The 19,915-nt window shown below is 59.5% G+C and carries 14 protein-coding genes; 7 read left to right on the top strand and 7 right to left on the bottom strand.

Features of this window, described 5'->3' with window-relative positions; translation table 11 throughout:
* Window positions 1–74: 74 nt before the first annotated feature.
* Both mngB and mngA read right to left on the bottom strand, forming a co-directional pair.
* Window positions 75–2,729, bottom strand: coding sequence for a mannosylglycerate hydrolase (gene mngB, locus G5315_RS02245; RefSeq protein ID WP_421332285.1), 2,655 nt, complete (start codon window positions 2,727–2,729; stop codon window positions 75–77).
* A gap of 86 nt (window positions 2,730–2,815) precedes the next feature.
* The gene (gene mngA / locus G5315_RS02240) at window positions 2,816–4,762 is read right to left on the bottom strand and encodes a PTS 2-O-a-mannosyl-D-glycerate transporter subunit IIABC (RefSeq protein WP_421332283.1); all 1,947 of its coding nucleotides are present in this window, start codon (window positions 4,760–4,762) and stop codon (window positions 2,816–2,818) included.
* A gap of 247 nt (window positions 4,763–5,009) precedes the next feature.
* On the opposite strand from mngA, the gene G5315_RS02235 reads away from it, so the two are divergent.
* Window positions 5,010–5,729, top strand: a complete 720-nt coding sequence (locus G5315_RS02235) for a GntR family transcriptional regulator (RefSeq protein ID WP_005337027.1) — start codon at window positions 5,010–5,012, stop codon at window positions 5,727–5,729.
* A gap of 116 nt (window positions 5,730–5,845) precedes the next feature.
* Here the strand turns inward: G5315_RS02235 and xseA are convergent, their stop codons facing one another.
* Window positions 5,846–7,225, bottom strand: a complete 1,380-nt coding sequence (gene xseA / locus G5315_RS02230; protein ID WP_421332281.1) for an exodeoxyribonuclease VII large subunit — start codon at window positions 7,223–7,225, stop codon at window positions 5,846–5,848.
* A 290-nt stretch (window positions 7,226–7,515) separates the two neighbouring features.
* On the opposite strand from xseA, the gene G5315_RS02225 reads away from it, so the two are divergent.
* From G5315_RS02225 to G5315_RS02200, 6 genes are all read left to right on the top strand, one after another.
* Entirely contained in the window at window positions 7,516–8,067 is a 552-nt protein-coding gene (locus tag G5315_RS02225) for a cytochrome b (RefSeq protein WP_421332279.1), read from the top strand.
* Between the two features lie 443 nt (window positions 8,068–8,510).
* Window positions 8,511–9,974: an IMP dehydrogenase gene (gene guaB, locus G5315_RS02220; protein ID WP_005345006.1), complete on the top strand. Its 1,464-nt coding sequence runs from the start codon at window positions 8,511–8,513 to the stop codon at window positions 9,972–9,974.
* 84 nt (window positions 9,975–10,058) lie between these two features.
* A complete protein-coding gene (guaA, locus tag G5315_RS02215; RefSeq protein ID WP_040066364.1) occupies window positions 10,059–11,648 on the top strand; it encodes a glutamine-hydrolyzing GMP synthase in 1,590 nt (529 codons plus the stop codon).
* Between the two features lie 378 nt (window positions 11,649–12,026).
* Complete coding sequence (locus G5315_RS02210; protein ID WP_040099652.1) at window positions 12,027–12,299, top strand: hypothetical protein; 273 nt, start codon at window positions 12,027–12,029, stop codon at window positions 12,297–12,299.
* A 350-nt stretch (window positions 12,300–12,649) separates the two neighbouring features.
* Window positions 12,650–13,471, top strand: a complete 822-nt coding sequence (locus G5315_RS02205; protein WP_216978597.1) for a hypothetical protein — start codon at window positions 12,650–12,652, stop codon at window positions 13,469–13,471.
* A complete protein-coding gene (locus tag G5315_RS02200; protein ID WP_421332277.1) occupies window positions 13,450–13,845 on the top strand; it encodes a hypothetical protein in 396 nt (131 codons plus the stop codon). The genes G5315_RS02205 and G5315_RS02200 overlap by 22 nt, the downstream gene beginning before the upstream one ends.
* Before the next feature lie 362 nt (window positions 13,846–14,207).
* On the opposite strand, the gene G5315_RS02195 is transcribed toward G5315_RS02200, so the two are convergent.
* From G5315_RS02195 to G5315_RS02180, 4 genes are all read right to left on the bottom strand, one after another.
* On the bottom strand, window positions 14,208–15,035 hold the full coding sequence (locus G5315_RS02195) for a bifunctional transcriptional activator/DNA repair enzyme AdaA (protein WP_199415521.1): 828 nt from the start codon (window positions 15,033–15,035) through the stop codon (window positions 14,208–14,210).
* Between the two features lie 51 nt (window positions 15,036–15,086).
* Window positions 15,087–15,851, bottom strand: coding sequence for an SDR family oxidoreductase (locus G5315_RS02190; protein WP_421276644.1), 765 nt, complete (start codon window positions 15,849–15,851; stop codon window positions 15,087–15,089).
* 395 nt (window positions 15,852–16,246) lie between these two features.
* Window positions 16,247–17,287, bottom strand: a complete 1,041-nt coding sequence (locus tag G5315_RS02185; protein ID WP_421332383.1) for a lipocalin-like domain-containing protein — start codon at window positions 17,285–17,287, stop codon at window positions 16,247–16,249.
* Window positions 17,288–17,472: 185 nt separating this feature from the next.
* On the bottom strand, window positions 17,473–19,902 hold the full coding sequence (locus tag G5315_RS02180; RefSeq protein WP_421332276.1) for an FtsX-like permease family protein: 2,430 nt from the start codon (window positions 19,900–19,902) through the stop codon (window positions 17,473–17,475).
* Between the last annotated feature and the right edge of the window lie 13 nt (window positions 19,903–19,915).

The following is a 19,915-nucleotide window of genomic DNA, read 5'->3' as shown; positions in this document are numbered from 1 at the left end:
AGCTTGAAGGGATAAGCAGGCGGGGAGGGGATGACTCTTCCCCGCCTGTTGCTACCTGTGGGTGTTACCGGCGGTTAGTCGCGAGCCACCCGAAAGCGCACGCTGCGGGAGTGGCAGGGCGCCAGCTCGCCAAACTCGCCAGCAGCCAGCTCAAGGGGCAGGGGCTGCTCGTCCATCCGCACCGCTTGCCAGTCGCTCAAGGTGTGCTGGCTGGTCACTTTGCCACCCTCCTGCACCGCCTGTTCGCTCGGGTTGTAGACCCGGATCACCAGCGCCTCTTCATCCTCGGCTTTCTTCAGGGCACTCAGCACCGGACCGGAGGGATCCATGGAGAGCAGACTGAAGTGGAGCGGGGTGGTGAAGCTCGCCTTGTTGAGCTTCATGGCATCGAACGGGATCTTGTTGTAGCAGCGCACCGGGGTGAGGTAGCTGCGCGCCGCCTGCATCACGTTGGCGCTGATGTGATCGCCGGCAAACGCCAGCAGGCTGAAACGGCAGCTGAGTTTGCCACGCACCTGGGAGTCCGGGGTGGGCAGCTTGATGCCGGAGGGGCGACCCGGGCGCAGCAGCAGCTCCTCTTTACCGAGTACGCCGACCCCGCGCAGCAGGGTGAGTGCCAGGGTGTCGCACTGCTCACCGATCACTTCAAACTCGCGCAGACCGTCGCTCAGCACCGCCAGTCCCTGCTTGCCATCTTGCAGGGCGACGAAGTTCATCAGCTGCCAGACCGGAATGGGCGCCTCTTTCCACCCTTCCGTTTCCCAGTTCGCCATGGCGCTGTCGCGGGTGGGGCGGGTGATGCAGCCAAACTGGTTGTCAGAGACCACGGTGTCGCTCGGGAAGGGGGTGGGGATCAGCACTCGCACCCGATGATCATCGGCCTGATTGTCGAGCTCCAGCTCGATATCGATACGCGGGCTCTGGTGCGCCAGCGTGATGCGGCAGATGACATCGAGGTGGCCGCTGCACTGGCGGTTGGCACGCTCGGCGAGGTTGGCAGGCAAGGCCATACGCAGTTTGAGCGTAGCGATGCTCTGCCACGCCTGATGGGTGACCTCGCGAGTCACCGCAAACTCGGTGGAGTAGCGCAGCCACTCGTCCCGCGATGGCGAGTAGTCATACTCGTCACCATCATCGGAGCCCTCTTCCAGCGTGAGCACCTGATCAAAGGTGGTGCCGCGCAGCTTGTCCAGGATCTGCAAAGTGCCGTTGTCATTGAGGGTGATGCGATAAAAATCGTTCTCCAGCAGCTCGCCGCTGGCCGTCACCGGTTGCTCCAGTCCTGGCTGGTTGCCCTCGATATGGAGAGTGCAATAGCCCATGGCGGGCAGGGGATGGTAGAGCTGGATGTCGTACTCCATAAAGGGGTCGTAGTTGCCGTAGTGAACGATCTGCCTGTCCACCAGACCCGGGTCTATCTCGCGTCTGGCACGGATGAAGTAGGGGACCGGCTGGCCCGCTTCATCGCGCAGGGCAAAGGATTGGGCGCGAATGCGGATGCTGGTGTTAATCACCTCCTGACGGGGGAAGGGCATCAGGTTGAACAGGCAGAGCTTGTCGGCCACCTGCACGCCGTCTTCGCACAGCGCCACCGGCATGTTGTCGACAATCTTGCGCATGTAGAAGCGGATCAGGTTCTCGGCCATGTCGTCGGCCAGAATGAAGCGGGTCATCACCTCCTGATGCACCTTGTCGCTGCAGCAGCAGCCGATGCTGTCGTGGGCGTGGTTCTTCATGATCTCCTTCCACATCTTCTCCAGCAGCCCATGGTGGTACTCGAAGCCGAGTGCCCAGGCGATGCTCGCCAGCGGTTCGAGGATGTTGACGATCTTGTTCTCGATGGCGGCGTGGGCCAGCTTGATGTCCATCCGGGTGGAGGAGATGGTGCGGTGTACCCGCATGTATTTGCCGTCGTTGAACTCCCCCTTGAGGGTGGCCAGCTGGTCGCGGTACGCCTCGATGCGCTCGAAGACCTGCTCGAAGCGGCTCATGTGGAATTCACGCTGGGGGTAGATCTCCCGCAGCTTGTCGATGATGGCGAAGATGTTCTGTTGCAGCGGCATCTGATCGTGGCCGTTGGGCAGCAGGATATCCTTGGTCACCGAGGCCTTCTCCAGCACCTCGAAGTAGGATTCGAGCCGCTTGCGCAGCCCAGCTTCATCTTCCGGCAGGTACTTGCCGATGGCGTAGCCGAGCGGCAGTACCTGGGCGGTCACCTCGCTGCCGTCGTTGCTTTGCCAGAGGAACTCGGTCTTGTCGGTACCGTGACGCTCGGAGCAGCCGCGCCAGAACATGGCCCGATCGATCCCGAAGCCGTTGAAGATGTGGGGCAGCTGGGAGGACATGCCGAACGAATCGGGCAGGTAACCGATCTTCATCGGCTCGCCAAGGCTAAGGCAGTCGCGCATCCCGTAGAGCAGGTTGCGCAGGATGGACTCGCCGCTCACCTGCATGGTGTCGGTCTGGGTGTACCAGGGGCCGATGATGAGCTTGCCCGCTTCCACCAGCGCCTTAACCCGGGCCTTGTTCTCGGGCTGGATGGCGAAATAATCCTCCAGCACCGCGGTCTGGCCGTCCAGCACATAGAACTTGTAGTCGGGGTCGGATTCAAGCCGCGCCAGGATCTCCGCCATGTTGTTGACCAGCAGGATGCGGGACTCCTCGGTGGTGAAGTACCACTCCCGATCCCAGTGCATGTGCGGCGTGATGTGAACTCGTGAAACTGTCATGACAATGATCCTTTGCTGACGCACGGCGGCCCTTGCCTGCCGTGCGGAAAAATAGTCTGTTGAAAAATCGGTTGTGAAGATGCGCCTTACTCTGCGGCAACCACCTGATAGGTGCCGCGCTGCATGGCGTGACGGCGCCAGCCGATCAGCACCACAGTGGAGATAAGGGTGCCCACCAGCGCCGCACCGAGCCAGACGGCGGCAGCCATCAGGGCACCGTGGCCGCCATCGTGGAGCAGGAACAGGGAGAAGATGCCGGCCCCCGGGGTGGAGAGACCAATCCCCATGGCTCCCACCATGGCGCCGGTGACCACCGAGCCTGCGAGGAAGGAGCCGATCACCCGGATCGGATCTTCGATGGCCATCGGAATGGCGCCCTCGGTGATCCCCGCCAGCCCCAGTAGCCAGGTGGACTTGCCGGTCTCGATCTCGAAGGTCTGGAACAGGCGTGGCGCCAGCAGGGTGGAGAAGGTGACGGTAAAGGCCGAGACCATCTTGACTGCGCCGAAGATGGCGTAAGGGCCGTAGACCCCGTTGGCCATGGCGCCGAGGCAGAAGGCGTAGGCCGCCTTGTTGACCGGGCCACCCAGGTCAAACGAGCACATAAAGCCGAGCAGGGCGCCCAGTACCAGCGCATTGGTGCCGGAGAGGCCGTTGAGCCACTCGGTGAGGCTGTTGTTGAGCCAGGCCACCGGCTGACCGATGACAAACAGCATCAGGCTGCCCGCCACCAGAGTGCCGATCACCGGATAGAGGTAAAAGGTGAGAAAGCCGTTGAAGTTGGGACTAAGGCGCACATGCTGCTTGACCCAGCGCATCAGGTAACCGGCGATAAGGCCACCGACCACGCCACCGAGAAAACCGGAGCCAATCATGTTGGCGGCCAGTCCCGCCGCAAAGCCCGGGCCCAGAGCCGGTTTGTCTGCCAGCGAGTAGGCGGTATAGGCCGCCAGCACCGGCACCATCAGGGTGCCCAGCATGCCACCGCCCAGCTTGCGGTACATCCAGAGCCAGGAGTTCTCGGTGTCAAACAGATGTTGCAGGCCGAAGATCTGGGCCAGCAGCACAGAGACGGCGAGCACGGTACCGCCTGCCACGATGAGCGGCACGGCAAAGGAGATGCCGCTCAGCAGCGCCTGCTTGAGCTCGGTCTTGAGGCTCACCTTCTTGCCGGTCGGCGCGTCGCTCTGGCTGGGGTTTGGCATCGGGGCGGAGCGACCGGCCTTGGCCGCCTCCAGCGCCTCATTGAGGATCCGCTCGGCATGGCGAATGGGCTCGGCCACCGGCGTCTCGATCCGGGGGATACCGGCGAAACGCTCCTGCTCCTTGATGGCCACCTCTGCGGCGAAGATGCAGGCTACCGCAGCATCGAGCGCTTCTTGCGGCAGACGATCCTCGATACCGTTGGCACCCTGCTTTTCAACCAGTACCCGAATGCCCAGCTTGCGCCCCGCCTTTTCCAGATACTCGGCAGCCATATAGGTGTGGGCGATCCCCGCCGGACAGGCGGTGATACAGACCACTGTGGGTTGATTTGTATCTAAATTGTCTTCTTTTGCTGGTTGCTTGCCGCCATCCCCTTCACCATCAAGCAGCGCCATCAGCTGCTCGGCACTCTGGGCCGCCAGCACCGCCTCGCGGGTATCGTCATCCACCAGGGCGGTGGTGAGGGTGGTGAGCAGCTGCATATGGGTGGAGCCCGCCTGATCGGTCGGGATCGCCAGCATGAAGATCAGGTTGACCGGCTCGGGGCCGTCGATCCCCTCCCAGCCCAGCTCTTCGCTCAGGGTAGCGACGGCAAAGGCCGCTTCACGCACCGCATCGCACTTGCCGTGAGGTACCGCAAGCCCTTCGCCAAGGGCGGTGGGGCCCTGCGCCTCGCGGGCCATGACCGCAGCCAGAAAGGCAGCCTTGTCGTGCAGCTTGCCGGCCTGATCGAGCCGATCAGCCAGGGCATGAATGGCCGCATCCCGATCGGCAAACCGGGTTTGCAGCGTGATGAGATGGGGGCCGGTAAGACTGGTCAGATTCATGATGATCCTCTGTCAGGTTGGCTTGCCAGCAAGCCGTCATGGTGAAAGTGACAGCGATGCTAACAAACCGGCCGACTGATTTTTGTGAGTGGTATCATACAATTCATTATTTGTATTGTTTTTGTATTGTCAGTTCAAGGTGATTTGTTAGGTCAAATGAGGCCGAGCCGTTTTGTCTGCCGGGCAACTGGGGTAGAATGGCGCCTCTTCCATTTATCATGGCGCAGAGCCGACGAGGTGGCCTTTCGTGTCGAAAAAACCCATGTATCGCCAGATAGCCGACACCATCCAGCAGTGGATTGCGCAAGGGGAGCTGGCCCCCGGCGATGCCCTGCCCACCGAAGCCGAGTTGCGCGAGCAGTTCGGGGTGAGCCGGGTGACGGTGCGTCAGGCCCTCAAGCAGCTGACCGAACTCAACGTCATCGAGAGCATTCAGGGCAGCGGCAGCTATGTTCGGCAGGAGAAGGTGAACTACGACATCTATCAGCTCACCAGCCTCTATGAGAAGGTGACCGATCCGGCGGCCGAGACCCACAGCGACATTCTCGCCTTCGAGGTGATCAAGGCAAGCAGCGAGCTGGCCGAGCGGCTCAATCTGCTGGAGGGGGCGCTGGTCTACTACGTCAAGCGGGTGCGCTTTATTCGCCAGATTGCAGTGACGCTGGAGGAGACCTGGATGCCGCTCGCCCTCTTCCCCGATCTCAGCTATGCGGTGATGCAGGGCTCCAAGTACCACTACATCGAAGAGGTGAAGCAGTTGGTGATTGACCGCAGCGAGCAGGAGATCATTCCGGTGCTCCCCTCGGCGCAGGTGGTGGAGGCGCTTGGTATTGACCCTGCCAAGCCCATTATCGAGAAGGTCTCCCGCGGTTTTTTGCAAGATGGCACCGTGTTCGAGTTCAGTCGCAACTTCTTCAAGAGCGATGACTACAAGTTCACCCTGGTCGCTCGCCGCGCCAAGGGGTGAGCAGGCGCAAGCACCCGAGATTAAAAAGGCCACCACCGTGTTTGCGGTGGTGGCCTTTGTTTTTGGCAGATTGCCGGGCTGAATGGCAGATTGGCTGGTGGTTTGATGTAGCCGTTCTACTGCGCAGAGTCTTTGATAACTCCCTCGACCCGTACCTGCAGGCTCCCTTGTGCCAGGGTGGTGATGAGCTGATCGCCACTGTTGACCTGATCGGCGCGGCTGATGACTTCACCACGCGCAGTACGGGTGATGGAGTAACCGCGCCCCAGCGTCGCGAGTGGGCTCACCCCGTCGAGGCGGGCGGTGAGCATGGCGAGGCGGTGGCTCGCCAGATCCTGGCGTTTGGCAATCAGCGCATAGAGCCGCTCCTCGGCCAGCTGGTGGCGGCGCTTGCCCACGGCCAGCAAACGTTCCGGGCTCTTGCTCTGCAGGCGCAGCTCAAGGTTGGTAAGGCGCCGCTCCCCCTGATGCAACCGCTGGCGCAGCAGTTGCTGCAAACGGGTGGAGAGCTCGTCGAGGCGCTGGGATTGCTGCTCCAGCCGCCGCTTCGGATCCTGATGGTCGAGCCGCTTTTGCAGCAGGATGAAATCGTGGCGGGCGGCGGTCTGCTGGCGGCTCATCGCCTGCAGCAGCCGCTGCTTGAGGTGAACCAGACGCTGGGCACGGGCGCTCTGATCCGGCGCAACCAGCTCGGCGGCAGCCGACGGGGTAGGGGCACGCAAGTCGGCGGCAAAGTCGCTGATGGTGACATCCACCTCGTGGCCCACCGCGCTCACCACAGGTATGGCGGAGTGGGCAATGGCACGCGCCACCGCCTCTTCGTTAAAGCACCAGAGATCTTCAAGCGACCCGCCACCACGGCCAACGATCAGTACATCCACCTCGGCGCGCCGGTTCGCTTTGGCGATCGCCGCGACGATCTGGCTGATGGCAGCGCTGCCTTGTACCTGAGTCGGGTAGATAAAGACCGGCAGATCCGGCGCACGCCGCTTGAGCACGGTGAGCATATCGTGCAAAGCCGCGCCGGTGGCGGAGGTGATAAGGCCCACCGCCCGCGGTTCGCGGGGCAGCGGCCGCTTGCGACTCTCGTCAAACAACCCCTCGGCGCCGAGGCGGCGCTTGAGCTCTTCAAAGCGCAGCGCCAGCACGCCGTCGCCTGCCGGCTGCATTGATTCGATGATCAGCTGGTAGTCGCCGCGCGGCTCATAGAGGGAGACCCGCGCCTGCACCAGCACCTGCATGCCATCCTGCGGGCGAAACGCCACCCGCCGGTTGTTGCCCTTGAACATGGCGCAGCGCACCTGCGCCGACATGTCCTTGAGCGAGAAATACCAGTGGCCGGAGCTTGGCATCGCCAGATTGGAGAGCTCGCCGGTCAGCCACACCAGCCCCAGATCCTGCTCCAGGATCATGCGCACGGCGCTGTTGAGGCGGGTGACGGTAAAGACCTGCTGCTCGCGGCCGCTCGCCGCACTGGGTGGGGTAAATCGGTTCAAAGGCGTACCTGTGGTCTGCTCCGGCGGGGCCGGGATAAAACGATGGCCGCTATCTTAACCCGAAACAGGGGGAGGGCGTTAAGCAGGCGGCGCCAGCAGCAGAAAAGCAAGATTGGAAACGCTGCCGTTTATCCGGGCAGGCAGTATGGCTTCCGATAAAAGCCCTCGCGCTTGCCCGCATCTGGCCAAGTTGCGGCTTGCCTCGATGCCGTTGATATCTCAGGTGCTGCTGATGTTCACGGCGCCACCATCTTGACCAACGTTCACTCGCCCCCTGTTTGGAGTAGCTTATGAATCCCTCAACCCGTTTAAGTTTGACGACACGTTTGCTGCACTGGTCGGTTGCCTTGCTGATGATTGGCCTGACCCTTGTGGGTTATCTGATGGTTAAATTTGAAATATGGGATCTCTATGCCCTGCATAAATCTCTGGGAGTGATTGCACTGATTTTGATCCTGCCCCGCGCCATTCTCCGCCTTGTTAAAGGGTGGCCTGAGCCTGTGCGTCAATATCCTGTTTACGAGGCATTGGCAGCCAGGGCGATCCACTGGGGTTTGCTGATTTCAACGCTGCTTATTCCGGTGTCCGGTCTCTGTTATTCTGCTGCGGCTGGCCGAGGTGTTGCGATATTTGGCTGGTCTATTATTCCGATGAATCCAGATACCCGTGATCCTGCCAATGTGATTCCATTCAGTGAATCCGTTCGGGATATTGCTCACACAATCCATATTTATTTGCCATATGTCATGCTGGCATTTTTGCTGGTGCACATTGTCGGGGCGTTGAAACATCATCTGCTGGATAAAGATAATACCTTGTTGCGGATGGTGGGGCGAAAATAATAAACATAGACACCCCTTGTTGTGCTGGGAAATATATATTGGCAGCGGGTGAAATTTATTATCCAGACCGAGTAAGGGACATTGAGAGGAGAATGATACCGGTGCGAGTGGTCGCCGTGATGGCAAGAGACAATATAAGGACACAAGACTGGGGAGGGTGGTCAGAGGCCGCTTGCTCCCTGAGCCCCTGTCGATCATCCCGTTGCATGGGGGTTGGGCTGCGTCGGCACCTACCGGTTTTGCATAAATCACCGGTTAGCCAACTCTTTTGCCCCGAAATGGCGCTTTTCGTACTGATAATCTTGGTTTTTTGGCGTTTTGGCCGCCTAAAAGAGGGCTATGCCATAAAAAATTCAAAAAACTTCTTTACCAGTGACCAATGCGTGAGTAAACTTCGTCGGCAATATTTTACACCCCCACTTCCTCAACGGTGAGATATTGCCATGCTCAGGATTGCCAAAGAAGCGTTAACCTTCGACGATGTACTGTTGGTTCCCGCCCACTCCGAAGTTCTTCCCAATACTGCCGATCTGCGTACCAAGCTGACCTCCGCCATCAGCTTGAACATCCCGATGATCTCCGCTGCCATGGACACAGTGACCGAAGCCCGTCTGGCTATTGCACTGGCCCAGGAAGGCGGTATCGGCTTTATCCACAAGAACATGTCCATCGAGCAGCAGGCTGCCGAAGTGCGCAAGGTCAAGAAGTACGAGAGCGGCGTGGTCACTGACCCCGTTACCGTGCGCCCTGACATGACCATCGCCCAAATCAAGGAGCTGAGCCACAAGAACGGCTTCGCCGGTTACCCCGTGGTGACTGACGGCAATCAGCTGGTCGGTATCATCACCGGCCGCGACGTGCGCTTCGTGATTGACCTCTCCCAGACCGTTGAACAGATCATGACCCAGAAAGATCGTCTGGTCACCGTGCGTGAAGGGGCCCCTCGTGAAGAGGTGGTTGCCCTGATGCAAAAGCACCGTATCGAAAAAGTGCTGGTGGTGAACGGCGACTTCAAACTCAAGGGCATGATCACCGTTAAAGATTTCCAGAAAGCCGAGCGCAAGCCGCACGCCTGTAAAGATGACAAGGGTCGTCTGCGGGTCGGTGCTGCGGTTGGTGCCGGTGCCGGTAACGAAGAGCGCGTCGCTGCGCTGGTGGAAGCCGGTGTAGACGTGCTGCTGATCGACTCCTCCCACGGCCACTCCCAGGGCGTGCTGGATCGCATCAAGGCTACTCGCGACGCCTATCCGGATCTGCAGATCATCGGTGGCAACGTGGCGACCGCCGCGGGCGCCAAGGCGCTGGCTGCTGCCGGTGTCAATGCCGTCAAGGTCGGTATCGGCCCGGGCTCCATCTGTACTACCCGTATCGTAACTGGCGTGGGTGTGCCCCAGATCACTGCCATCTCCGACGCCGTTGACGCGCTGGAAGGCACCGGTATTCCGGTGATTGCCGATGGCGGTATCCGCTTCTCCGGCGACATCGCCAAGGCCATTGCCGCGGGCGCCAGCTGCGTCATGGTGGGCTCCATGTTCGCCGGTACTGAAGAAGCGCCGGGCGAGATCGAGCTCTATCAGGGTCGCTCCTTCAAATCCTACCGTGGTATGGGTTCTCTGGGCGCTATGTCCAAAGGCTCCAGCGATCGCTACTTCCAGACCGACAATGCCGCCGACAAGCTGGTACCGGAAGGTATCGAAGGTCGCGTGCCGTACAAGGGTCGCCTCAAAGAGATCATCCACCAGCAGATGGGCGGCCTGCGCTCCTCCATGGGCCTGACCGGCAGCGCCACCATCGACGACATGCGCACCAAAGCTGAATTTGTGCGCATCTCCGGCGCCGGGATGAAAGAGTCCCACGTCCACGATGTGACCATTACCAAAGAAGCCCCCAACTATCGGATGGGCTGATAAAACGGGGCCCTGCGCCCCGTTTTTCCACCCTTTTTTTATCCCGTGCCCTTTGTGACAACATCAGCCTGATGCAGGAATAAAATGACTAAAGACATTCACCAGCACCGTATCCTTATCCTCGACTTCGGTTCCCAGTACACCCAGCTGATCGCCCGCCGCGTGCGCGAAATCGGCGTTTACTGCGAACTGTGGGCCTGGGACGTAACCGAAGAGCAGATCCGCGAATTCAATCCGAGCGGTATCATCCTCTCCGGTGGCCCCGAGTCCGTCACCGAAGCGGGCAGCCCGCGCGCCCCCGAGTATGTATTCAACGCCGGTGTCCCTGTGTTCGGCATCTGCTACGGCATGCAGACCATGGCCGAGCAGCTGGGTGGCAAGGTGCAATCCTCCACCGAGCGTGAATTCGGTTACGCCAAGGTGGAAGTGCTGGGCGAAGCTGGTAAGAGCAGCGCGCTCTTGCGCAATATCGAAGATGCCATCGCCGACAACGGCAATGCCCTGCTGGATGTCTGGATGAGCCACGGTGACAAGGTCACCACCATTCCGGCCGACTTCACCACCATCGCCCAGACCCCGACCTGCCCCCACGCGGCCATGGCCAACGAAGCCAAGCGTTTCTACGGCGTACAGTTCCACCCGGAAGTGACCCACACCCGTCAGGGTGCCCGCATGCTGGAGCACTTCGTCAAAGACATCTGCGGCTGCGAATGCCTCTGGACCCCGGCCACCATCATCGACGACGCCGTTGCCCGCATCCGTGAGCAGGTGGGCGACGATGAAGTGATCCTCGGCCTCTCCGGCGGTGTCGACTCCTCCGTGGTCGCCATGCTGGTGCACCGCGCCATCGGCGATCGCCTGACCTGCGTCTTCGTTGACAACGGTCTGCTGCGTCTGAATGAAGGCGAGCAGGTGATGGAGATGTTTGGCGATCACTTTGGTCTGAACATCATCAAGGTTGAAGCGGAAGAGCGCTTCCTCTCTGCCCTGGCCGGTGTTGACGAGCCGGAAGCCAAGCGCAAGATCATCGGCCGCGTCTTCGTTGAAGTGTTTGATGATGAAGCGAAAAAGCTGAAAAACGCCAAGTGGCTGGCGCAAGGCACCATCTATCCGGACGTTATCGAATCCGCTGCCAGCAAGACCGGCAAGGCCCACGTCATCAAGTCTCACCACAACGTCGGCGGCCTGCCGGAAGAGATGAAGATGGGTCTGGTCGAGCCGCTGCGCGAGCTGTTCAAAGACGAAGTGCGCCGCGTTGGCCTCGAACTGGGTCTGCCCTACGACATGCTCTACCGTCACCCGTTCCCGGGCCCGGGTCTGGGCGTGCGCGTCCTTGGCGAAGTGAAGAAAGAGTACTGCGATATCTTGCGCCGAGCCGATGCGGTCTTTATCGAAGAGCTGCGCAAAGCCGACCTCTACAACCAGGTCAGCCAGGCGTTCGCCGTGTTCCTGCCGGTGCGCTCCGTTGGCGTGATGGGCGACGGTCGCAAATATGACTGGGTCATTGCGCTTCGCGCCGTCGAAACCATCGACTTTATGACCGCTCACTGGGCTCACCTGCCGTACGACTTCCTCGGTCACGTATCGAACCGCATCATCAACGAGATCAACGGTATCTCCCGCGTGGTGTACGACGTTTCCGGCAAGCCGCCCGCAACCATCGAATGGGAATAAGCGGCTCGCGCCGTTCTGCCCTTCGAGCATAAAAATGCAAAAAGACGCCCTTGAGGCGTCTTTTCTTTTCTCAATCGTTTGCGCCACATATCTTCTTTTTCGAGCAGCTTTTTCGCCACCTTGCCCCTGTCATATGTGACAGGGGCATTTTTGCCATCCCGCACTAGGCTCTCTCATGCCAATTGAGCCCGCTGTCAACAGCGGCTTGTGGCTGGGGGGAGGGCTGATCCAGTTGCAGATAGCTGCGCAAACGGGCCCATCGTCATCGCGCCAACCGGCAGTGATGACACCCCGGTGGAGACCGGAAACCACTTGAATCAACGGGGCGCAGCCCGAACGGCCAAACGAGTCGGGATCATAGAGCACGGAGAGTTTGATATGTCAGAACAAGCAGTGTTGGTGGGTGGATGGACCGCATATCACAAGCTGACCGCCGAGGATCAGGCGGTATTTGATCAGGCGCTGAAAGGATTTGTCGGGGTGCAGTACGTACCCTTTGAAGTCTCCACCCAGGTGGTGGCAGGCACCAACTACCGCTTCAAGTGCAAGAGCACTGTGCCGCTCGCCCAGCCGATCCATGGCGAAGCCGTGGTGCAGATCTTCCAGTCTCTGGATGGCTCGGCCCATATCACCTCCATCACCCCGATCTGATTGGGTTGTGGGGCAAGATGGGGAGGGGGAATAACCTCCAACCTTTTTGCTCAAAGTCCTTAAAATAAGAAAGACGCCTTAGGGCGTCTTTCTTATTTCCACCACCAGTTATCTCTGATGCATGGTACAGTATTTGTACTTATTGATTAATTTGTTGATCTTGCTCAGGAAACTATCATCATCTGCTTTTGCTTATCTGTCTTGCTCGCTAGGATATCCGTCTGGATATGACCTCTTTGGAGTTACCAATGAATCAGAACAGATATATTGCGTAGGGGAGAAATCAAGCAAACACTTTCAGATCCCAGTAATAGTAATGCTATGATTTAAAATTATTTTTTTGAGGTGGCATGAATAAAATCACTAAATATATTTTGAGCAAGTTGTTAAATCAGCCATGCCCTATTCAAATTCCTCGAAGTGGAGAGTTAGGAAAGCAGGTTAACTGCTATTCCATAAGTATTTATAATGGCGATGTCCCAATCATGCTCGTTAACTCTATTGAAGAAAATGGGTTAAATGGCAATCATTTTGAAGGTGGGGGATTCTGTACAGAGGCTGTAATTCCTTTTTCGCTTTATTCTGGCTTGAGTTTACGAGTTGATCATTATCATGGGCTGGTGACACATACATATAACGGCGTGCTAGATTATATCCTTCATGAATGGACTGGGTTATATAAGCTACAGTCAATATATATTTTAGCAAAACATTCTGTCCCACAATATTTTTTCAACAAGAGAAACTTACAACTACCAAAGAGAATGAAGATTCTAGAAAGTATAGTTTCCAGGCAATCAGAAGAGCCTCACAAATCATTTTCGTCGCTTGACCTAATGAGTTACATATATTCAATTAGGTGGTATTTGCATCCACAGAAAACAGAATTGCGTAAAAAAATGGATCTGTATTTATCATCATTCGTAGCATCAGGAGAGTTGAAAAATAATGGTAGTAGCTTCGAGTTTATAATCACAGGTAAAGCTATAGCCACTTTAGAGCAATATCAAATTGAGACTGCAAGGGCGAAATCTGCCAAGTCCGCAAACTCTTGGATGCTTAGACTTACGGCTATATTAGCATTTTTTGCTGCCTTTCAGTCTGGCTTAATTAAGTCACCGGTGTGGATTGATCTAGGTAAGATTTTGGAATGGCTGTCATTGTTCATGTAACAATGCCATTAAATTCACTTCCTACGGTCGTCAGAAGCTTGGAGTTACGTGCTTTTGCGAATAAGTTAAATCTAGGAGTAAATTCGAAAGAATTTTTGCCATATTTGCCGACTTTGATTACAACGTTAATTGTTGTTCCTATCGGTATTTATCTACAAACACGGTTAAAAAATCTTGCGCATAGCAATGACTTTTTGAAAGCTATTGAACAGCTAAAAAAGAATACGGAAGCGGTGGAAAGCATAAAAAGGCAGTTTGATGAAAAATACTGGGTAAAGCAGCAAGTTTGGGATACTAAGCGTCTTGCCTATGAAGAAATACTATCTTGCCTGTATTTAACAAAAGAGTATATCGAAGACCAAATAGCATATTGAACTGATTATAAAGGTAGTTTTATTTGTATCGGGAGTTCTATTTACGACTTTGAAGACAAGTGCCGTAGGGTGCAATGAAATTGCACCGCTAATTTGGTTTCTGCTGTTTTGCACAAAAGCCGCTTGGCAAACGGTGCAATGCGCTGCGCTTATTGCACCCTACGTCTCTTCGTCAATTCGCTGGAGGGGGCTGAGCACTGAGCTTTGCCAAAGCAACAAAAGGGGCGATCTGCGCCCCGATTCTTTTTATGTCCCCGTTTTATATCGCCGCCCGCTTGTCTGGCGCTGCCTGATTATCTACTGACTCACTACCAACACTCCTGTTTCGCCTCTCCATCAGGTCAGGCAGAAAAAGCCCAAGTTCACTCATACCTCGCCGCTTCCCAGGCGTGTATCGCCTGTTTGCGGGTCTCGCCCCAGTGATAGCCGCCGAGTTTGCCGTTTTGCTGGATGACCCGGTGACAGGGGATCATCAAGGCGACGGGGTTGGCGCCCACCGCCAGTCCCACGGCGCGGGCGGCTTTGGGATTGCCGACGGCGTTCGCCACCTGGGCGTAGCTCACCACCTTGGCGGGCGGGATCTGCAGCAGCGCCCGCCAGACGCTGATCTGAAAGTTGGTGCCGCTCACGTGCAAGGAGATGGGGCGATCCGGCGCCTTGCTGCCATCGAACATGGTGTTGATGACCCCTTGAGTGCGTGATGGTGCTTCTTGCAGCGTTGCCGCAGGCCAGCTGCGGGCGAGGTCGGCCAGTGGCGCCTCTGGGGCCTTGTCATCGAGAAACGAGAAGTTGCACACCCCCCGCGGGGTCAGGGCGACGAACGCCTGACCGAAGGGGGTGTCGTGCACCCCGTGATCGATAACCAGCCCGGCCCCGCGCTGCTTGTACTCGCCCGGCGTTACCGCTTCGAGCTGCACGAAGTGATCGTAGAGCCGCGAGCCGCTGCTAAGGCCCAGGGTATCTGCCACCTCAAGCAGGGGGCGCGACTCCTGCAGCAGCGCCTTGGCCCGCTCCAGGGTCAGCACCTGCAGATAGCGTTTGGGCGTCACTCCGGCCCAGCGGCTGAACAGCCGCTGGAAGTGAAAGGGACTTAAGTGCACGTGCGCCGCTATCTCGTCCAGAGTGGGCTGGCGCTCCACCTGACTTGCGATAAAACGGATGGCATCGGCGATGCGGGCGTAATCAGACATAAGGCGCTCTCACGATAAGGTTTCGGTCGCAGGATCTTGGGGGCGACAACGTCATGTGCGACAAATAGATACCCCACCATCGGCCAGCAGGGCAATGCCGGTGGTAAAGCTGGATGCATCGGACGCGAGATAAAGGGCCGAGCGGGCGATCTCCTCCGGTTGGGCCAGCCGTTTGAGGGCATGCATATTCTGCACAAAGGCGAGGCTCTCTGGCGTATTGGCAAAAGCCCGCCCCATGGGGGTGTCGGTACCCCCCGGCAGCAGGGCGTTGACCCGCACCCCCTGTGCCCCATACTCGGCGGCCAGCACCCGGGTCAGGCCAATGAGGCCCGCCTTGCTCGCCGCATAGGCCGCCATGCCGGGCAGCCCTAGGGTATGGCCGACAAAGGTGGAGGTAAAGATAAGCGAGCCACCGCCGCGAGCCTGCATGGCGGGGATCTGGTACTTGGCCCCCACAAAGGCGCTGGTGAGGTTGGTATCCAGCGTTTCTTGCCACTGCGTCAGCTCAAGCTGCTCTACGCTGCCCGGCATGCCTGTGGTACCGGCGTTGTTGAAGGCGATATCGAGCCCGCCGAAACGGGTTAACGCGAGCTCCACCAGATCGCGGGCGTAAGTCTCGCTTTTCACATCCCCCGCCAGACTCACCGCCTGGCCCCCCTCATGGCGGATCTCCTCCACCAGCAGATCCAGCTCGGGCTGGCGGCGGGCGCCGACGACGACGTTGGCCCCTTCGCGGGCAAACAGGATGGCGCTGGCGCGGCCGATGCCGGAGCTGGCGCCGGTGATGATGGCGACCTTGTTGGACAGTAATGACATGGCAGTTCCCTCGCTGAGTGTGTTGTGCGCCAGATTAAGAGGCGCACAAAGTTGGCAGTGGATTGGAACCCCAATAGGTTCCAACCGACTTGGGTTTGGCCCCCACTATGGCAACCACTCCTTGCCGGAACGACCCGAATCTTGCTCTCTTTCTCTCCAACTCGTTTTGCTACATGTCGATGCTGGCCTTCGTGGCAACAAAAGGGGCGAACTGCGCCCCGAATTCTTTATCATGCCCCCCTTTAAAATCGCCGGCTCCAGGTGCGGCGCGCCCTGTGTGCCGCAGTGAGGGGCGAGAGCCCCGGCGTCATGGTGGCTGCGTGCATCATCAAATCCGTCTGGCAGGGCATTGACGGCGGCTTATGGCCGTTGCAATCAACAGCCACGCTCCTGGATCAATAGCCCGTCATCTCCAGATAGCCGACCCCCTTGGCATCTCCCGAGACAGAGACCGCGCCCTCCCAGTAGTCAAAGCGACCTGTCATGGCCTGATTGGGCTGACGGGCTTTGATGGTGAGGCTCATACCGGCGGCGTTTAGCTGCCACTCGACGGGGTAATTCTGCCCCTTGGGGCCGCGCCAGGTGTTGCCCGGCGTAAGGCGAATCGCGTCAGGGGCGAGCACCCGGCTGCTGCCATCCCGCTCAATCAAGATGCCGTAGCGGTTCTCGGGCTCTGCGCGTCCCGATTTGGTGCGCAGGCGAAACAACATCAGCTCGCGGCCATCATTCAACTGGAGCGAAAACCAGTCCCAGCCCGATTGCCACTCGGCCAATACCGAGCTGCTCCATTCGTGATCAAACCAGCCTTGTCCGGTGACGGTGCGGGTCTCGCCATCGCGAGTCAGGGTGCCGCGAAGAGTGAGGCGCGGGTAGGAGTAGTAAAAGGAGGCGTTGCCCGGGCTCTTCTCGCTGTAACCGGCCTTGCCTTGCAGCACCAGCGGCTTGGCGGCAGTGACGGTGAGGTTCAGCTCGCCAATCTTGCTCTGCACCTTGAGGGTGGCGGGGAACAGCGCTGCCCCTTGGGAGGCAAGCCGCCACTCCCTTAGCCAATATTGACCGCCGCTGGCCCCCGCCAGTCCGGGCCCCTGCCGACTGGCCCGTTCATCTTGCTGGTGGCTGCCACGCTCGAGATCCGTGATGGCAAACTGGGCCAGCCAGAGCTGTGGGATGAGCCAGGGGTTGTTGGTGCGAAGTGCTTGTTCGCTCCCTTGGCGAAACAGGGTCCACTGCATGCCATATTCGCGCCCCTGTTCATCCTTGAGGTTGCCGGTGAGATACCACCACTCGGAGCGGTAATCGGGGTGGGCGGCGTGATCCTCCGGCAGTGTGATGGTTTGCCCCGGCTGCACCTTTTTAAAGCTGTCGTTGCCACCGCCGAGCAGGGCGCCCAGATCGCTGGCCTGCGCGCTGCCAATCATGGCAATCAGCGGGAGCAAGAGGACGGCGAGCCACAGGCGCCGTAAAGAGGACAAGCTTCCCCTCACCCTGGCCCTCTCCCGAAGGGAGAGGGGATGGTTCAATGCCGCACTCAGCTCTTCTCTGTGCTGAAGAAGGGGCGGATAGAGGGAAGTGGTCGATGGGAGCTTCAAGCCATGGCTGAGCCAGTGCGCTAACCGATATTTCATACCACTCTCCTTGCCGCATACCAGGATGCCAATGCGCCACAGACCGGTGCCAGCAACAGGGCGGTGACCGCATGAAGGGGAGCGGCCTCGAAGGCGAGGCGCCAACCAAAGGCGCGGGGGTTGACCACCTCGATCAGCACCCAGGCGAGGCCATATCCCACCGGCAGAGCCAGCAGGGCGGTGAGCAGCCCCAATCCCGCTCCTTGCCACACCAGCAGCTGGCGGCAGTGGTGGGGGCTCAAACCCAGACTTTGCAAGGTCTGCAGCTCGCCACGGCGCGCCAGCCCCAGCACCATAAAGGCCGAGCCAATGCCGACAAAGGCGATGCCAAGGATCAGCAGTTTCAATAGCTCGGTCACCACAAAGGTTTGGTCAAACACCTTGAGCGCCGCGCTGTGGATGGCGGGGGCGGAGAGCAGGTTTAGCTGCTCGCCAAAGCGCTCGCGCAGGCGGTCGGCCAGCTGCTCGGGGTCGTTGCTAAAGAGGGCGAGGGATTGCACCGCCCCCCCTTCGAAGGCGTGCAGGATCTGTCCCTTGTCGCTGCCGTAGTCCTGATAGACGCCGGTGACGGTGAACTGCCTTGGCCCCTGCTCGCCGCTGATCGCCAATGTCTGGCCCACCTTGACCCCCAGGCGCACCGTCAGCGGTTCGCTCGCCAGCACTTCGTCGGGACGGGTGGGCCAGCGTCCAGCCAGCAGCGGATAGGCTGCTTTAAGCTGGGGGATAAAATCCATCTGTGCCCACTCGATGGGCTGCCCCTGCCAGCGGGCAGGATGCACCGAGCGGCGCGAGGCGGCGCTTACCAGCGGATTGGCGAGCAGGGTCTTAAGGGTTGTATCGCTTAAGGTGCCCTTGTTGCCCGCCACCCCCTTGGGGGCGGTGACATAGAGATCGGCAGCCAGACGCTGGCCGAGCCAGATCTCCACGCTGGAGCGAAAACTCGACACCATGACCCCGATGCCGATGGCCGCCGCGATGGCGAGCTGCAACGCCATCACCGCGATGGCGGTGCGATCGAGGTGATAGAGGGTCTCGGCCACCCCGAGCCGGGCGGTGAGGGGGCCGCCCGCGCACCGTCGCAACCAGCCAAGCAAGCCGCGCAGGGCATCGGGCAGCCAGAGCGCCATGGCCAGCAGCCAGCCTCCGGCGATAAAGAGGGCGCCGGTCAGACCCGTTTGCGGCAGCCACAGGCACAGAGCGCACAGCAGCAATATGGCGATGGCCAGCAAGCGCCGTCGCCACGGGTGAGCGGGGGGGCGGCTGCTGCCAGCGCGCAGTTCGAGGGGGGATTGGCGCAGCAGTTGCCACCAGCCGGGCAGGTTGGCGGCCAGTGTGCCGAGCAGCCCGATCAACAGCGCTTTGAACAGGCTCACGGGGGAGAGGCGAAGCAGATCGATGGGGTTGGGCCCATAGAGATCGGCCAGCGCCTGGGTCAGTTGCCCCATCAGCGCCAGCGCCAACAGGCTGCCGAGCACCACCCCGAGCAGGGTGCCGATGGTGGCGAGAATAACGAGCTCTAGCACCAGCCAGCGGAGTACCCGACTCGGCCCCATCCCCAGAATGATCAACTGGGCCAGCTGGGGGCGGCGCACGCTCTGCACAAATCGCTGGGCGTTGAACACCAGAAACAATCCCACCGCCATGGCGAGCAATGAGAGCGCCGTCAGATTGAGGGCCAGCGCATCGCCAAGCTGGCTGGCATCGAGCGCCGGGCTGATGGGCTCAAGCCACAAGGGCTGGTTTGGGTAATCGGTTTGCAGGGTGGCCTGCAGGGTGCGAGCCTCGGCGTCGCTTAGCTTGAAGACGATGCGATCGAGCCGACCCGCTTTATCCAGCAACGGCTGGGCGAGGCCGATATCGGTTATCAGCAGCCGCTCCATGGGCACGGCGCCCGGTTCGAACGTGCCCGCCAGCGTCAGGGTCAGGGTGCGGGCGCTGCCGCCATCGCTGCCGCCCAATACAAAGCGGCGGCTCTGGCCCGCTTGCCAGCCAAGGCGCTCCGCTTCGGGGGCCGCCAGCCAGATGCTGTCGGCACGGTTGAGGGAAAAGGCGGGTTCGCTCGCGGGTTGGGCGCCAAGCAGCTGGCGCAGGGGGCCGGGGTTGAAGAGATCCATTCCCAGCAGTTGAAAGCTGCGTCCCTCTTCATCTTTGAGCCAGCCATGGAGCTGGGGCATGGCATCGAGGGCGGGCTGGCTGGTCACCAGCTGCACGTAAAGCTGCTCATCCAGCCCGCCAGCGGGGGCCAGCCGGTAGTTGGCTTCCCCTGCCAGCTGGCTGCGGGCAGCGACAAAATTGGTGCGGGCACTGTGGTTGAGCAGCTCGATGGCCACCACCAGCGATACCCCCAATACCAGCCCGGCCAGACTCATCAGCAGCAACCAGGGGTGGCTGCGATAGAGGCGCAGCAGCGCTTTGAGTGGCAGCATCAGCGTGACTCCG

Source organism: Aeromonas sp. 603607 (genome assembly GCF_049171595.1).
In the GTDB taxonomy this organism is placed as follows: Bacteria; Pseudomonadota; Gammaproteobacteria; order Enterobacterales; family Aeromonadaceae; genus Aeromonas; species Aeromonas veronii.
Note: the sequence above shows the minus strand (reverse complement) of the source record. Positions and strands in the feature narration are given on the sequence as shown.

What these genes read in the sequence shown, in the direction of transcription:
- G5315_RS02205 (WP_216978597.1), top strand. Translation starts at nt 12,650, where the DNA reads ATGAATAAAATCACTAAATATATTTTGAGCAAGTTGTTAAATCAGCCA.
- G5315_RS02225 (WP_421332279.1), top strand. Translation starts at nt 7,516, where the DNA reads ATGAATCCCTCAACCCGTTTAAGTTTGACGACACGTTTGCTGCACTGG.
- mngB (WP_421332285.1), bottom strand. Translation starts at nt 2,729, where the DNA reads ATGACAGTTTCACGAGTTCACATCACGCCGCACATGCACTGGGATCGG.
- mngA (WP_421332283.1), bottom strand. Translation starts at nt 4,762, where the DNA reads ATGAATCTGACCAGTCTTACCGGCCCCCATCTCATCACGCTGCAAACC.
- G5315_RS02180 (WP_421332276.1), bottom strand. Translation starts at nt 19,902, where the DNA reads ATGCTGCCACTCAAAGCGCTGCTGCGCCTCTATCGCAGCCACCCCTGG.
- G5315_RS02210 (WP_040099652.1), top strand. Translation starts at nt 12,027, where the DNA reads ATGTCAGAACAAGCAGTGTTGGTGGGTGGATGGACCGCATATCACAAG.
- G5315_RS02190 (WP_421276644.1), bottom strand. Translation starts at nt 15,851, where the DNA reads ATGTCATTACTGTCCAACAAGGTCGCCATCATCACCGGCGCCAGCTCC.
- guaB (WP_005345006.1), top strand. Translation starts at nt 8,511, where the DNA reads ATGCTCAGGATTGCCAAAGAAGCGTTAACCTTCGACGATGTACTGTTG.
- G5315_RS02200 (WP_421332277.1), top strand. Translation starts at nt 13,450, where the DNA reads ATGGCTGTCATTGTTCATGTAACAATGCCATTAAATTCACTTCCTACG.
- guaA (WP_040066364.1), top strand. Translation starts at nt 10,059, where the DNA reads ATGACTAAAGACATTCACCAGCACCGTATCCTTATCCTCGACTTCGGT.
- G5315_RS02195 (WP_199415521.1), bottom strand. Translation starts at nt 15,035, where the DNA reads ATGTCTGATTACGCCCGCATCGCCGATGCCATCCGTTTTATCGCAAGT.